Origin of the sequence: Xanthomonas sp. 4461, assembly GCF_024806475.1 — a bacterium.
In the GTDB taxonomy this organism is placed as follows: domain Bacteria; phylum Pseudomonadota; class Gammaproteobacteria; order Xanthomonadales; family Xanthomonadaceae; genus Xanthomonas; species Xanthomonas arboricola_F.
This window is the reverse complement of the sequence record NZ_JANTYV010000001.1, coordinates 418542-432849: the sequence shown is the minus strand read 5'-3', so window position 1 is coordinate 432849 and position 14308 is coordinate 418542. Positions and strand designations below refer to the sequence as shown.

Genomic DNA, 14308 nt, shown 5'->3' with positions numbered 1-14308 from the left:
AACGCTTCCGGCGCCTACGATTAGAAGTCGTAGGATGCCGACAGACGCACGTAGCGTGGAGTGTTGTAGAAATACGGTTGCGTACCAATTCCATAGGTATTGGAAACCGTAAAGCTGTCGTCTTCGTAGGTGCTGTCGATACGTGTCACCGAGCGATCGTTGACAACGTTGAAGACTTGCAAACCCAGCGCCAATTTGTGATCTGCGAAGGATGGGCGATACGTCACCCCAAGATCGAGATTCTTGATCCACGGTGTCCGCCCTGCGTCACCGGGTCGAGACGGCGATCCGGCGCAATAGTGGTAGCCCGAGCCGTATCCAATTGGGTCGCTTGCGTCAGCTCCGAAGTAACCCAGGCAAGACTTTGGTGTGCCCGACATCACTCGTAGTGTGGCCGATGCCATCCATTCGGGTGTGATCTGGTAAGCGCCGAAGGCTTTCAACTGGTGACGGCGATCGTTCGCCAGACTGCCGCCCGCGTAGTACATCAACTCAGCCGAGTCCCAGTCCTGCGTCTTTGAGACGTCGGACTGACCGATGTCAGACTTCACCTGACCTTCGGTGTTGCCGTAGCTGTGTGACCAGGTGTAATCGACGCGACCGTACCATTTCTCATCGAACGGGTGTTCGAGGAATAGGTCCACGGCAACGTAACTACGCTTCGCCTTATCCGTGAAGCCCCAATCAGTCTGCGACATACGGACAGATGTGTAGCCCGAGCCATCGACATTAGCCAGATTATAAGTGTTGGTTTCGCCGGGGTTGAACATTACGCAGCCCGGAATCGCTACCGTATCCGAATCGATGCCCGCCGCCGTGAGCTTGGTTGCAATGCGGCCGGTATCGCAAACGTCGTCGATAGCGGTCTGCAACTTACGATACGTGAATTTTGCACCAGAATTCCAACTGTCGCCCAGCGTCTTTTCGAAGCCAAGAATTAGCTCGTCTTGATACTGCGACTTCAGATCGGTCGGCGCAAACGCATTTGGATCGGGAGCCTGGCCGTATTCGCCGTTGCTGGAAACCGGGCCGGGACCAAGCGCGGTGCCCAGAATAGGCTCGCCGTTGGCGTCGATACCGGTGTAGGTAAAATATTCGTCGGTGTAAGTCGATGCGGATGCCCCGCGGACTGCGACGCTGTTTGGCAGGGCGAGATAATAGCGGCCAAGATTCGCAAAGACCTTCAGCGACGAATCGCCGAAGACGTCCCAGCTGGCGCCCAAGCGTGGGGCCCACTGATCGCCGCTATCGACGTAGGCGACGTGATCGCTGTTGTAGTTGGTGAACTGGTCGTTGCGAATGCCCAGCGTCACCAGCCAATTGTCATTTACCTGCCAGCGATCTTCCAGGTAATAGGCCTTCTGCTCGACGGCCATGCTGGTCGTAGTTGTGAAAATACGGCGCTGGGCATAGTAGCCCTCTCCACCGGATGGGCCGACTCCAAGTGCTCCGTTGATGGGGACGTTCGGATTGGCCTGCTTGCCATAGATCCATTGATAGCCTGGGCCAGTCGTGCGCACGCCTTCGTCGTAGGCGTTGAAGTACATGTTGTCCACACCTGCAGTCAGGTCATGGCTGCCGAGGCGGTACTCAAGCTCAAGGCGCAGACTGCGGGTCTTATTGATCGGGTCTTCGGCCTTGGCCCGGTTTGTCGCCTGATCATTGCGGATCGGCGTACCGCCATTGTATGCAGGATTCTGGTTGGTGACGTTGCCCAGAAATGGTAGATCCGAAATGAATGGATTGAACTGCTGGTTATGCTGTTTGCTGCGTCCCCAAGTGGCGTTCAAGGTCAGGTCATCGGTTAGATAACCGGTGTACTTGAAGATGTCGTAGGTGTCCTTGATCTTGTAAGTATCAGGGAAAGTGCCAGTCGCGTTTCCACCAACGAGACCGTCGTAATCGAATGCGGTGTAGTAACCGGCACGTCGATCGGTATTCTGCACTCGGGTGTACTCGAGGATGTTGTTGTCGTTGATGTTCCAGTCCAACTTGCCGTAGAACTTCGGCGTGCTGTAGTCGTAGTTGTTGCGTCCCTGGATACTGGAAATTACCGAGTTGGTGGAGACGCCCTCGGTCTTTTCGCTTTCACCGGCAACAAAAATAAACAGTCTGTCTTCGATCAACGGGCCGCCTGCATAAGCGCTATACACCGTTCGTGTCTGGGTGTCGTCTTTGGAGCGACGGAACAATGTGCCCGGCTGGTCGGGGTTGGTGTAGTTGTAGTTTGCAGGAAGCGACTTGTTCGGGAACCAGACGTCTCCAGGCGAGCTGGCCAGCGAATCCGGTTCCCAAATGGCCTGCACACCGAAATGCCATTCATTGGTGCCGCGCTTACCAAGCTGGTTGATTACACCGCCGGTGGAGCGGCCGTATTTGGCGCTGTAGCCACCAGTGTAGGTTTCCTGCTGGTCGATTGCTCCGTAAGGCAAGCTGACGCCGCCGAGATTGCTGAGCGGGTTGCTGACATTGAAGCCGTTGATGTAGTAGGCATTTTCCGTTACGCCCGAGCCACCAAAAGAGACGACCGAGCGCGAGCCATTGCTGAAGGCTCCGCTACCGGATACCGCGCCCGGCGCCAGCAACGCAATCGCTTCGGCGCTACGGCCCAGCGGCAGTGTGGCCAACTGCTCGGAGGTGATCACCGAGCGAGAACTGGTGGAGCTGACATCGATCTTCGGTGCGTTGGCAGCGGTGACCGTGATCGCACCAAGCGTGGTCGCATCTGCGTTGCTGCCTGCGGCGCTGGCACCAGCAAATGAGACTTCGGTGCCCGAGCCGACGCGCAGCTGCACGTTCTTGCGGGTGTCGACGACCTGGTCGCCGCGCTTGAGGGTGACGGTGTAGGCGCCCACCGGCAGCGAGCCGAGGTTGTAGCGGCCGTTCGCGTCGACGGTGATGGTGCGGCTCAGGCCGGTGTCGCTCTGAACGACGATCGTGCTGCCGGCTTCGGAGGGGGCGCTGCCATAGATGCTGCCGGTGGTGCTCTGCGCGTAGACCGCGCCATTGGTTAGGCAAGCACCGAGTACAACGGCTAACGCGGTGCGCTTGAGGACTTGGCGACGAAACTGATTGCTCATTCCTGACCTTTCAACTGGGAGTGCGACTAAGGGGCGGTCATCGGGGAGTCAGATGGCCTTAACTCGAACGTAATGAATGTCTGCACTGCAGCGCAAGCAAACGAAATGATTTGTTAATGAAATAACTGAAATCCGCATCGGAAGTGAGGAACTCGGCACAATTCTGGTGACTGCGACACAGAGAAAGAAACAACCTCAACAATAGAGAGGGTTTCGGTAGTTACATTCGATACAGATAATCCGGCGATACAACTGTTCCGGGGGCGGGAAGCGGTCGCGACAGCGACGAGCAGGCCGATAGCTGGCGAGAAGCATCGCGGGCGCGCCCGCCATGTCGGCAAATAGAAGCCCCCGACAAGCAGGGATTGTTTCAAGCGGCAATTCCGGTCGACTCGCACCGTTGTTTCCAACTAGAAGATTCGGCAGACGTTGCCGTACGACGCCGAGTTGAGGTCAGTATCCAATTGCTTCGTTTAGCCCTGACATACAGCGGCGCGTGTAAGGCGGGCTGCATCGATTTCGGCAGATGAAACTCCTACATCCATTCATAATTGTGAATGGATCGGCGGCTGGCGGGCACAGCGGCCGCCACTGCGTGCTTTGCAGCGAATGCAATAGCGGAGCCTGACGACATGAGTCGGTAAACTGGGCGTCTTTCGCGCTGCGGCGGGCATGGCCCGCGTAGCCCGCACACGGGATAGGACAGGTAATGGCAACGATGTGGGACAACACTCCGCGCGCAGGAGCCGGCGCAGTACCGGGCGGCCAGGCATGAGCGGCGAACGCAGGATCGCCACGCACGCGGTGCAGGGCGCGCTGGCGCCGCACCCGCGCATCCGCAACGTGATTGCGGTGGGTTCGGGCAAGGGCGGGGTAGGCAAGTCCACGACGGCGGTCAATCTGGCGCTGGCGCTGCGGCAGCAGGGGGCGCGTGTGGGCGTGCTGGACGCCGACATCTATGGGCCGAGCGTGCCGGCGATGCTGGGCCTGAGCGGCAAGCCCGACAGCCCGGACAACAAGTCGATCGAACCACTGCGTGCGTTCGGGATCGAGGCGATGTCGATCGGCCTGCTGGTCGACCAGGACACGCCGATGATCTGGCGTGGGCCGATGGCCACCTCGGCCCTGACCCAGCTGTTCAACGACACGCTGTGGGACGATCTGGATTATCTGCTGATCGATCTGCCGCCCGGCACCGGCGACATCCAGCTGACGCTGTCGCAGAAGATTCCGGTGGCCGGCGCGGTGATCGTGACCACCCCGCAGGACATCGCCACGCTGGATGCGCGCAAGGCGCTGAAGATGTTCGAAAAGGTCGAAGTGCCGGTGCTGGGCATCGTGGAGAACATGGCGGTGCACACCTGCAGCAACTGCGGCCATCGCGAGCATCTGTTCGGCGAAGGTGGCGGCGAGCGCATGGCGGCGCAGTACGGCGTGCCGTTGCTGGGGTCGTTGCCGCTGGCAATCGCGATCCGCGAGCAGGGCGATGCGGGCCAGCCGATCGTGATCGCGGCGCCGGACTCGGTGGCCGCGCAGGCCTACCTGGCGGCAGCCAGGCGCTTGTCGGAAGAGTTGGGCAAGCGTCCGCGCGCCAGCATTCCGATTTCCGCCTCGCTGCTCTAATGCGTCGGCCGGCCTCCGGTGCCGGCCGCTGGTAGAATTCGCCGTCTTCGCGCGGGCCGCTCGGCCCGCCGCCTTCCGTCTTCAAGGAACACCGCATGAGCATCAAGAGCGACCGCTGGATCAAGCGCATGGCCGAGCAGCACGCGATGATCGAGCCGTTCGAGCCCGGCCAGATCAAGCACGACGCCGCCGGCCAGCGCATCGTCAGCTTCGGCACCTCCAGCTACGGCTACGACGTGCGCTGCTCGCGCGAGTTCAAGATCTTCACCAACATCAACTCGACGATCGTCGACCCCAAGCATTTCGACCCGGGCAGCTTTGTCGATATCGAATCGGATGTGTGCATCATCCCGCCGAACAGCTTTGCGCTGGCGCGTACGGTGGAATACTTCCGCATCCCGCGCGACACCCTGGTGGTGTGCCTTGGCAAGAGTACCTATGCGCGCTGCGGCATCATCGTCAACGTGACCCCGCTGGAGCCGGAGTGGGAGGGCCACGTGACGCTGGAATTCAGCAACACCACGCCGCTGCCGGCGCGCATCTATGCCAACGAAGGCGTGGCGCAGATGCTGTTCTTCCAGTCCGACGAAGTCTGCGAGACCTCGTACAAGGACCGCGGCGGCAAGTACCAGGGCCAGACCGGCGTGACCTTGCCGCGCACCTGAGCCCCGGGCGTGGCCGTGCTCTTCAGCAGGTCGCGCTCGTCTTCTCGCGGTAGCGCAGCAGTTGGCGCACCCCGGCAGCGACCAGGAAGGCCGGCCACCAAGTTGCGATCAGGCCGCCCAGGTCCATGCTGGTCAGGCCGAGGTTGTTCAGCAGGAACAGCGTTCCCAGGGTGATCAGGAACAGGGCGGGAATCAGGCGGCTGTGCATGGCGGCGTCCTCGTTGGGTGTGAGGCCATGCTGCGCGCGATGGCCCCGCCAATCAGGTGCCGGAAGTCAACAGTTGCAGGTGACAGTCGTCATGTCGCGCCGCTGCCGGGTGCGCATCGATCGTGAGGAGCAATCAAGGCGCACGCTGTGGGGGCAAGGATGCAATGGCCGCAGACGCTACTGCATCAAGGGATGGTGCTGGATCAGAACGCGTCATCGAAGGCATGAGTCCTCGCACGGACCCTCAGCCGCCTTTCGGGGCATCTTCTCCCGAGGGGCAAAGGGCAGGGCAGTGACACGCAGCTGGACAACCACCCCAGTCACCAGCACCGAGACACCGCTGTTACCAATCCCCAATCCCGACTCCCCAACCGCAGCCCTACCTACTTGCCACGCCCGAACAGCATGCCGATGCCGCAGGCCACCAGCGCGGCCGGCCACCAGGTGGCGATCAGCTTGCCCAGGCTGAGATTGGTCCAGCCCAGGTTGTTGGCCAGAAACAACAGGCCGACAAGGATCAGGATCAGGGCAGCGACGACATTGGATTTCATGCGAGAAGGCAGGTTGGCGAACGGGCGCCTATCGTAGCCGCTGCGCCCATGCCGCGACACGCTCCTGCAGTGCGTCGGCCGCAAACCGCTGCGCCGGGCCGCTGCCCCAGACCGGCCCCGGCCAGGCCGCATCGCCTGGATGACGGCCGACCAGGTGCACATGCAACTGCTGCACGATATTGCCCAGCGCCCCGATATTGAGCTTGGTCACGGCAGGCTCGACGCGCAGCAGCTGCGAGAGCTGGTTGATTTCGGCCAGCAACAGGCGCTGCTGGCCGCCATCCAGGTCTATCCATTCGCTGACATCGGCCACGCGCGGCACCAGCACCAGCCAGGGGAAGCGGGTGTCGTCCATCAGGCGCACCTGCGACAGCGGCCCGTCGGCGATGAATACGCTGTCGGCCGCCAGCCGCGGATCCAGCTGGAAGTCGCTTGCTGCAGGGGCGCGGGAGGCCGGTGCGCTCATCCCAGATGCGCCTCGAAGAAGCCCAGGCTGCGTTCGAGCGCACGCTCGGCGCTGTCGGCGTCGTAGTGGGTGGGGTCGATGCTGCGGTTGAAGGCATGGCCGGTGGGATACACGAAGGTTTCCATCTGCGGCAGTTTTTCGCGGTGCGCCTGGATCGCTTCCGGCGGGATGCTGGCGTCCTGTTCGCCGAAGTGGAACATCACCGGCGCCTTGGGTGTTTCGTCCAGCAGCTGGGTGTTGCGGCCACCGTAATAACTCACCGACGGCAGCCCAAGGCGGATGGCCGACAGCAGTGCCACCGAGCCGCCCCAGCAATATCCCACCGTGCCGACCTTGCCGGCGCGGGTCAGCAAGGTAGCGGCGGATTTCACCACCTCCACCGCGCGCTCCAGGCCCACCGCGTTGGCCAGCGCCAGGCCGCGTTGCACGCTCGGCTGGTCGTACGGCAGTTGCACGTCCTTCTCTTCCAGGTCGAAGAAGGCCGGTGCCAGCACTTCGTAGCCGCGTGCGGCGTAGTCGTCGGCCACCGCACGGATATGTTCGTTGACGCCGAAGATTTCCTGGATCACCACCAGGCCGCCGCGCGGGCTGGAGGCGGGGGTGGCGTGCCAGGCGGCAACCTGGCCGTCGGGGGTGTCGAGCGTGGTCCAGTGACCCATGGGAATTCCTGATGTGCAGCGAGGGAGACGCGCATTATCGACCGGACCGGCATCGCGAAAAGTGAGGGTTTCGCAAAGCCGGCCGGGCTGGCGAGGCCAGGCGGTTCAGAGCGCTGCCCGCACGCCGCTATAATTGGCCTTGCCCAGGCCCCAGGCCGCTCCGTTTCCCAGGCTCCTGCTTCCATGTCCCAGCTGAACCCCAAAGTCGGCTTCGTCAGCCTTGGCTGCCCGAAGGCGCTCGTCGATTCCGAACGCATCCTCACCCAGCTACGCGTGGAGGGCTACGACATCGTGCCCAGCTACGACGCGGCCGACGTGGTGGTGGTCAATACCTGCGGCTTCATCGATTCGGCGGTGACCGAGTCGCTGGACGCCATCGGCGAGGCGATGAACGCCAACGGCAAGGTGATCGTCACCGGTTGCCTGGGCAAGCGCCCGGAGCAGATCCGCGAGGCCTACCCGCAGGTGCTGGCGGTGTCCGGCCCGCAGGACTACCAGAGCGTGATGGAGGCGGTGCACGCGGCGCTGCCGCCGCGCCACGACCCGTTCGTGGATCTGGTGCCCGACTACGGCATCAAGCTGACCCCGCGCCATTACGCATACCTGAAGATCTCCGAAGGCTGCAACCACCGTTGCAGCTTCTGCATCATTCCCTCGATGCGTGGCGATCTGGCCTCGCGTCCGGTAGACGAGGTGCTGCGCGAAGCCGAGCGGCTGGTACGCGGCGGCGTCAAGGAACTACTGGTGGTGTCGCAGGACACTTCGGCCTATGGGGTGGATCTGAAGTACGCCGAGCGTCCCTGGCGCGACCGCACGTACCAGACCCGCATGAAGGCATTGTGCGAAGGATTGTCGGAGTTGGGGGTGTGGACGCGCCTGCATTACGTGTATCCGTATCCGCACGTGGACGACGTGATTCCGCTGATGGCCGAAGGCAAGCTGCTGCCGTACCTGGACATTCCGTTCCAGCACGCCAGCCCGCGCATCCTCAAGCTGATGAAGCGGCCCGGTGCGGTGGAAAAAACCCTCGAGCGCGTGCAGCGCTGGAAGGCGATGTGCCCGGAGATCACGGTGCGCTCCACCTTCATTGTCGGCTTCCCCGGCGAGACCGATGCCGAGTTCGAATCGCTGCTGGATTTCCTGGATCAGGCGCAGCTGGATCGCGTCGGTGCGTTTGCCTATTCGCCGGTGGACGGCGCCAGCGCCAACGCGCTGCCGGACCCGGTGCCGGAAGAAGTGAAGCAGGAGCGTCTGGCGCGTTTCATGGCCAGGCAGGCGGAAATCTCCGCCATGCGGCTGGAGGCCAAGATCGGCAGCGTGCAGCAATGCCTGGTCGACCTGGTCGAAGACGACATCGCCGTGGCCCGTTCGCGTGCGGACGCGCCGGAAATCGACGGCCTGGTGCATATCCAGAACGGCGGCGAGCTTGGGCTGAAGGTCGGCGACCTGGTCGATGTGGAAATCACCGACAGCGACGAGCACGATCTGTTTGGCGATGCATTGCCGGCCAATGTCGCAATCCAGCCAGGGCGGTCGTTGAATCTGCAGATGGTGTAACTGGGCGCTGGCCCGTACACATCGGTCCGTAGGAGCGCACTTGTGCGCGATGGGGCCTTATCGTTAACGCCTCATCGCGCACAAGTGCGCTCCTACGCCGCAGCTGACTGCCAATGGATGCCTACGGGCTGCCGTAATCCACCGACACCACCACAAAGGTGTGCTTGCCTGCCGGCAGCTGCGCTTCGAACTCGTCGTCCACGCGTTTTTTCAGCAGCGCGCGCGCCAGCGGCGAATCGATGCTGATCCAGCCCAGGCCGGCATCGGTTTCGTCCGGGCCGACGATGCGATAGCGCAACAGCTCACCGCTATCGGCATCCTCCAGCTCCACCTGCGCACCGAAAAACACCGCGTGCGGGTCGGTGGGCGCGGTATCCACCACGCGCAGCGCTTCCAGCCGCTTGCTGAGATAGCGCACACGCCGGTCGATCTCGCCCAGCTGCTTCTTGCGATAGGTGTACTCGGCATTTTCCGATCGATCGCCCTCGGCAGCAGCTGCGGCGAGCGCGCGTACCACCTCCGGCCGACGCACCCGCCACAGATCCTCCAGTTCGACCTTCAGACGGGTGTGACCTTCGGGCGTGATCAAGGCAGTGCTTTTTTCGGCGGGCGGGCGCCAGCGGCTCATGGACAGGCTTGGAGGGCGGGGGAGTGGGGCGCGATGCTAGCGCGCATGCTCCACTTGCGCATCTGTCGCCGCACGGCGAAGCTTTGCGCCATTCTCAAGACACGGACGTCGTCATGTTGCTCATGCCGCTGCACAAGCCCTGGTCGCGCCACAACATCCCCTGGGTGACCCTGCTGCTGGTGCTGATCAATGTCGTCGTCTATCTCGGCTATCAGCGCAGGGACGACGACCTGGTTGACAACGCCGTGCACTACTACGTCGAGTCCGGGCTGGGCACGCTGGAAGCGCAGGCCCACGCACGCTACCTGGCGCAGACCGCTGACCCCAAGCGACGCGCTGCGCGGCAGGGCAAGCTGGACAGCGTGCCGGCGCCGCAGCGCATCGCGTACCTGGCGCATCTGACCATGCATGATGTCGCCTTCGCGCAGGCCTTGCGCGAAGGCACGCTGTTCAAGGACGAAGCGCAGATGCGCCAATGGCGCGGCCTGCGTGCGCCCTACGATGCCCGCCTGTCCCAGGTGTTCACGCTGCGTCATCTGCAACGCAGCTCGGAGTGGTCGCCGGCACGCATGCTCACCGCCACCTTCCTGCATGGCGACTTCGATCATCTATTCGGCAACATGGTGTTTCTGTTGGCGCTGGGCACCTTGCTGGAAGGGGCGATCGGCAGCGGCTGGTTCCTGCTGCTGTATCTGCTGGGCGGGTTTGGCGCCAGCGCAGCCAGCCTGTGGTGGCGCTGGGGCGAGCCCGGCGGTGGCTTGGGCGCGTCCGGTGCCATCGCCGCCTTGATGGGGGCGTTCTGCGTGGTGTGGGGCCGCCGTCGTGTGCGGTTTTTCTACTGGTTTTTTGTGGTCTTCAACTACGTGCGCGGGCCGGCGATCCTGTTGCTGCCACTGTGGCTGGGCTGGGAGCTTTACAGCCTGCTGGGGAGCGATAACGGCGGTGTCGCGTTCGAGGCGCATGCCGGCGGGTTGATCAGCGGTGCGCTGCTCGGCGCGCTGCTGGTGGCCGTGCGGCAGACCCGCCCGGCCTTCATGGACGAGGACGCCGCCGCGCAGGTGGACGACCGCTGGGAGCGTGCGCAACGCCATCTGGGCCGCATGGAGAACCTCGAAGCCGAGCGGCTGCTTGCCGAGCTGGCCAGCGAGCAGCCACACAGCCAGGACGTCGCGCTGGCCCGTTACCGCGTTGCGCGCAACGCCGGGCGCACCCAGGACGTCGTGCGCCATGCGCAGACACTGTTGCACCTGCCGAGCCATCACGCGCAACAGACGCGCGTGCAGCTGGGCGTGGCAGCAGAACTGAGCAAGGACAAGATCGCCGTTGCGCTACCGGCACGCATGGCTCTGGTCGATGCGTGCCTGCGTAACGGGCTGCTGGCCGATGCCGAACGGTTATTGAAGGAGTGCGACATCGATGCGCCACGCGCCGAGCTGGCCCAGCACTGGTTTGTGCTGGCGCTGCGTCATGGCGAACTGCAGGCCGGCGAGCAGCGCACGCGGTTGCTGCAGCTGGTGCGCGATCAATTTCCGGAGCAGGGCCAGGCGGCGAAGGCCCGTTTCCTGCTTGAAAATGGTTGACGCGGCGGCGCGTTCGACCAGATTCCGGGCATCGACGGCGGGGGTTGAAGCCGCATCAGGAGCGGCTGCAGAACCTGGCGAGCGGTCGTCGTTGCGCGTGGATGGCGCGCTCGGCATCTCAATGCATGCCGTCGGCAGTGCCGACGGCGTCCGCCGTGCGGCTGTACAGGCGGTTTATGCAGCGCGTCAAGACGTTTCGCATACGGTTTTTCGACCGCTCGCGGCGGTGTCTGGGATGCGCTAGGCCGGTTGGATCGCAACCGCCCGTAATGCTGCATCCAGCTTCGCCCGTTGTGCGTCGTCGTCGCAGCGATCCGCGGCGTTTTGCAGGATGGCGCGGGCTTGCTCGTCGCGGCCAAATCGCTCGGCCAGCATCAGGCCAGCATCCAGCGACCAGCCCGGCAACATCGGATCGCGTGGCCAGCCCGCGATGGCGGCCAGCAGGCCATCGGTCGCAAGCTGGAACTGGCCGGCCATCTTGGCGCGCTCGGCCAGCAGGGTGGCCTGCTCCGGCGTCAACGGAGTAAATGTCGCATCCAGATCCAGTGCCTCGCGTTGCAGCGCCAGCGCACGACGCTCCTGCTTCTCCTGCAACAAGCGGTTGATGTATTGCCGGGTGTGCTCGCGCAGCTCGTCGTTGCGATGGTGCTGGCGCAGCAGGCGTTGATACAGCTCGTGCACCGCCAGGCTCACCGCGCGCGAGCGCACCGCGCCGCGCAGAGCCTGGAACGCCTCGTCGGAATGGCCGTCGCGCACGTATTGTTCGGCCTCGTCGAGCAGGCGCTGGTCCGGGTCGATGCGTTCGTGCGCAGCCCCGCCGCTGGGTACGTAGCCCAGCTCTTCGTGGTACTGGTACACCAGATACCCGAGCAGATGAAAACTGGCGAACAGGGTCCAGATCGAGGTCATCATCACCGTCGCTTCGCGCACCAGCGGCGGCAGGTACTTCAGCGCGACGAAGACCGCTGCCGTGCCGCTGCCCTGGATCACGTACAGCAGCCCGTAGGCGGCAAGATACGGCCAGCCGATCCGCAGCGCCATGTCGATCGACACCGCCGGGTTGAGCGCGCGGCGCAGGCTGCCGTCGATGGCCAGCGAGATCAGCATGCCGGGCAGCAGCAACATGGTGCCCAGGTAGGCGATGGTCAGCCCGAAGGGGCCTGCGATCCCGGCGGCGACGCCGATCACGATGCCCAATGCGATGGCCAGCAGGATCAGGCGCAGCACCGCGCTGTCGAAGCTGTCATAGCCGAGCCGGGGCGCATCGGGCTGGCCATCGGCGGTATGCCGCAGGATGTCAAAGGCGTAGGTGTAGGTCGCCATGCCCAGCACGCCCATGACCACCAGTTTGAGGATGCCCGGCAACACCAGCAACGCGCTGCACAGGGTCAGCGCAATCAACGCATACAGCGCCGAGCCACGCAGCGGATAGGTGGCGATCGCCGGAATGCGGGTCCAGAACGGTACAGGCGCAGCCTGCGCGGCAGCCTTGCGTGCGCGAAAACGATCTTCCATGACGCTCCCCAGGCGTGTGATGTGAAGGGATTGTGAGGCGATGCGCGGCCGGGTGCAATTGGGGATCGCGTCTGGCTCGTGGAGGTGCAGTCGAGTGGGGGGCGGGGCGCCCGCCTGTGACCCGGCGGCTGCCCTGCGCGCAGCGATGGATGGCGTGTGACGCAGGCCGCTGGCGGAGGCGGGCCTGCGCAGTCGAGCGTGCGAAGGCCCGCCGATGGTGCAGGCACACGCAGGGCTCGCGCCGATTGCGATGATCGTGATCATTGCAATCGGCGGGCCATGGGCCATCATTTCCGCCAGCCGCGCATGGACTTCTGCGCAGAACCTGTGGTTCGCTACCTGTCGGCCGCCCGCCATGTGGCGATGGTGCTGCCGGCGGCATGCGGTTGCGTGCAATCGCGAAGGTGCGGCCGGTCCCCCCATTGCAAGGAATTCGCTTGAATCCATCCGTCGCCGACACCCCGCAGGTTCGCATTCGCAGCATCGATGTGCTGTCCGACAACTGGTATGTGCTGCGCAAGGTCACTTTCGACTTTCAGCGCAAGGATGGCCGCTGGCAGACCTTGTCGCGCGAGGCGTATGACCGCGGCAATGGGGCCACCATCCTGCTCTACAGCCGCGCCAGGCAGACGGTGATGCTGACCCGGCAATTCCGCCTGCCGACGCTGCTCAATGGCAATCCGGACGGCATGTTGATCGAAGCCTGCGCCGGCCTGCTCGACCAGGACGATGCGCTGACCTGCATCCGCAAGGAAACCGAAGAAGAGACCGGCTACCGCATCGACAACGTGCGCAAGGTATTCGAGGCCTTCATGAGCCCCGGCTCGGTCACCGAACGCCTGTACTTCTTCGTTGGCGAGTACGTCGATGGCGACAAGGTCGGCGAGGGCGGCGGGCTCGAGGAAGATGGCGAAGAAATCGAGGTGCTGGAACTCTCGCTCGACTCCGCGCTGGCGATGATCGCCTCGGGCGAGATCGCCGATGCCAAGACCATCATGTTGCTGCAGTACGCCAAGCTGCATGGCGTGCTGGAATGACCTGCCACGTTGCTCACTGCATCTGCATTGCCGCCTTGTAGCGTAATGGCATGGCTGACGTTTAGCGGACGCGTTTCAACACTTTGTCGCGGTGTTCCGGCCAATCGCCGCTGTGGCAGTTGCTCCCATCCTGGGCGAGTTCATAGGTTGCCGGGCGGCTTCCCGACGCATGCGTTGCGTTGATCCGAAATCCGTACATATTGGGGTTGAGCGAGAGATCGGAGACATCCTTGCGCGAAAGGATCAGGCACTCGTCCCCCATCATGTCGAGCCACCACGGCCCGCGCTCGGTGAGGGTGGCTGCGCGGCCTCGGGTTTGGCGAGTGATGCACGTTGTCTTGAGCGTGTAACGATGGCTGTCTTTCTTACCCTTTGCCGCTTCTAGCCAGAGTTCTGCACGAACCGACTGACACCGCCCGTTATCCGGGTGCAGCTTGCCGACATAGTGGCCGGAGAGCAGGTGTTGCTGGCCCAATGGCCAGTCGGTGGGGGAATCGTCTTGATTTGCGCTCTTCTCAGCCTGCGCCGAGCTGGCGCCACTGACTAACAGGGCCAACACCACGGAGCGAGCGATGGTCAGGTGCGTGTGCGCACTATGCAGGAACCCGCGCGCACGATTGCGACCTGCCGATTCCGTATGTCTGCCGTGTCCGTCCGATAAGCGCGCAGTCGGTTGGTCGGCGGCTTCAAGCGCGGCGACAGCTGCATCTCCCGGCATGTTGTGGCTCCCGTCTCTGTG

General features: G+C 63.5%; 13 protein-coding genes. 5 read left to right on the top strand and 8 right to left on the bottom strand.

The window, feature by feature from the left end; translation table 11 throughout:
• Nucleotides 1-20: 20 nt before the first annotated feature.
• Nucleotides 21-3080: a TonB-dependent receptor gene (locus FHY19_RS01755; protein WP_259161066.1), complete on the bottom strand. Its 3060-nt coding sequence runs from the start codon at nt 3078-3080 to the stop codon at nt 21-23.
• Nucleotides 3081-3851: 771 nt separating this feature from the next.
• Between FHY19_RS01755 and apbC the strand changes: the two genes are divergently transcribed.
• Nucleotides 3852-4703, top strand: a complete 852-nt coding sequence (gene apbC, locus FHY19_RS01750; protein WP_259151255.1) for an iron-sulfur cluster carrier protein ApbC — start codon at nt 3852-3854, stop codon at nt 4701-4703.
• A gap of 95 nt (nt 4704-4798) precedes the next feature.
• Nucleotides 4799-5368, top strand: coding sequence for a dCTP deaminase (dcd, locus tag FHY19_RS01745; protein ID WP_010366727.1), 570 nt, complete (start codon nt 4799-4801; stop codon nt 5366-5368).
• 22 nt (nt 5369-5390) lie between these two features.
• Here dcd and FHY19_RS01740 read toward each other — a convergent pair whose 3' ends face one another.
• The 4 genes from FHY19_RS01740 to FHY19_RS01725 form a co-directional block, all read right to left on the bottom strand.
• The gene (locus FHY19_RS01740) at nt 5391-5576 is read right to left on the bottom strand and encodes a DUF5668 domain-containing protein (RefSeq protein ID WP_259151244.1); all 186 of its coding nucleotides are present in this window, start codon (nt 5574-5576) and stop codon (nt 5391-5393) included.
• Between the two features lie 383 nt (nt 5577-5959).
• Complete coding sequence (locus FHY19_RS01735; protein ID WP_005994260.1) at nt 5960-6127, bottom strand: DUF5668 domain-containing protein; 168 nt, start codon at nt 6125-6127, stop codon at nt 5960-5962.
• 28 nt (nt 6128-6155) lie between these two features.
• A complete protein-coding gene (locus tag FHY19_RS01730; protein ID WP_259161063.1) occupies nt 6156-6593 on the bottom strand; it encodes an HIT family protein in 438 nt (145 codons plus the stop codon).
• Nucleotides 6590-7252 (bottom strand): dienelactone hydrolase family protein, encoded by a 663-nt coding sequence (locus FHY19_RS01725; protein WP_259151240.1) that lies wholly within the window; start codon nt 7250-7252, stop codon nt 6590-6592. The genes FHY19_RS01730 and FHY19_RS01725 overlap by 4 nt, the downstream gene beginning before the upstream one ends.
• A gap of 183 nt (nt 7253-7435) precedes the next feature.
• Between FHY19_RS01725 and rimO the strand changes: the two genes are divergently transcribed.
• The gene (gene rimO / locus FHY19_RS01720) at nt 7436-8809 is read left to right on the top strand and encodes a 30S ribosomal protein S12 methylthiotransferase RimO (protein ID WP_259161061.1); all 1374 of its coding nucleotides are present in this window, start codon (nt 7436-7438) and stop codon (nt 8807-8809) included.
• 121 nt (nt 8810-8930) lie between these two features.
• On the opposite strand, the gene greB is transcribed toward rimO, so the two are convergent.
• Nucleotides 8931-9437: a transcription elongation factor GreB gene (gene greB / locus FHY19_RS01715; RefSeq protein ID WP_259161060.1), complete on the bottom strand. Its 507-nt coding sequence runs from the start codon at nt 9435-9437 to the stop codon at nt 8931-8933.
• Nucleotides 9438-9550: 113 nt separating this feature from the next.
• Here greB and FHY19_RS01710 point away from each other — a divergent pair, with 113 nt between their 5' ends.
• The gene (locus tag FHY19_RS01710) at nt 9551-11017 is read left to right on the top strand and encodes a rhomboid family intramembrane serine protease (RefSeq protein WP_259161058.1); all 1467 of its coding nucleotides are present in this window, start codon (nt 9551-9553) and stop codon (nt 11015-11017) included.
• A 240-nt stretch (nt 11018-11257) separates the two neighbouring features.
• Here the strand turns inward: FHY19_RS01710 and FHY19_RS01705 are convergent, their stop codons facing one another.
• Nucleotides 11258-12532: a hypothetical protein gene (locus FHY19_RS01705; RefSeq protein WP_259161057.1), complete on the bottom strand. Its 1275-nt coding sequence runs from the start codon at nt 12530-12532 to the stop codon at nt 11258-11260.
• A 437-nt stretch (nt 12533-12969) separates the two neighbouring features.
• Here FHY19_RS01705 and nudK point away from each other — a divergent pair, with 437 nt between their 5' ends.
• Entirely contained in the window at nt 12970-13569 is a 600-nt protein-coding gene (nudK, locus tag FHY19_RS01700) for a GDP-mannose pyrophosphatase NudK (protein ID WP_259161055.1), read from the top strand.
• Nucleotides 13570-13630: 61 nt separating this feature from the next.
• On the opposite strand, the gene FHY19_RS01695 is transcribed toward nudK, so the two are convergent.
• Entirely contained in the window at nt 13631-14287 is a 657-nt protein-coding gene (locus FHY19_RS01695) for a hypothetical protein (RefSeq protein ID WP_259161054.1), read from the bottom strand.
• Nucleotides 14288-14308: the final 21 nt, after the last annotated feature.

Coding starts and splice junctions, on each gene's coding strand:
- FHY19_RS01755 (WP_259161066.1), bottom strand. CDS start 3,080: ATGAGCAATCAGTTTCGTCGCCAAGTCCTCAAGCGCACCGCGTTAGCC.
- apbC (WP_259151255.1), top strand. CDS start 3,852: ATGAGCGGCGAACGCAGGATCGCCACGCACGCGGTGCAGGGCGCGCTG.
- dcd (WP_010366727.1), top strand. CDS start 4,799: ATGAGCATCAAGAGCGACCGCTGGATCAAGCGCATGGCCGAGCAGCAC.
- FHY19_RS01740 (WP_259151244.1), bottom strand. CDS start 5,576: ATGCACAGCCGCCTGATTCCCGCCCTGTTCCTGATCACCCTGGGAACG.
- FHY19_RS01735 (WP_005994260.1), bottom strand. CDS start 6,127: ATGAAATCCAATGTCGTCGCTGCCCTGATCCTGATCCTTGTCGGCCTG.
- FHY19_RS01730 (WP_259161063.1), bottom strand. CDS start 6,593: ATGAGCGCACCGGCCTCCCGCGCCCCTGCAGCAAGCGACTTCCAGCTG.
- FHY19_RS01725 (WP_259151240.1), bottom strand. CDS start 7,252: ATGGGTCACTGGACCACGCTCGACACCCCCGACGGCCAGGTTGCCGCC.
- rimO (WP_259161061.1), top strand. CDS start 7,436: ATGTCCCAGCTGAACCCCAAAGTCGGCTTCGTCAGCCTTGGCTGCCCG.
- greB (WP_259161060.1), bottom strand. CDS start 9,437: ATGAGCCGCTGGCGCCCGCCCGCCGAAAAAAGCACTGCCTTGATCACG.
- FHY19_RS01710 (WP_259161058.1), top strand. CDS start 9,551: ATGTTGCTCATGCCGCTGCACAAGCCCTGGTCGCGCCACAACATCCCC.
- FHY19_RS01705 (WP_259161057.1), bottom strand. CDS start 12,532: ATGGAAGATCGTTTTCGCGCACGCAAGGCTGCCGCGCAGGCTGCGCCT.
- FHY19_RS01695 (WP_259161054.1), bottom strand. CDS start 14,287: ATGCCGGGAGATGCAGCTGTCGCCGCGCTTGAAGCCGCCGACCAACCG.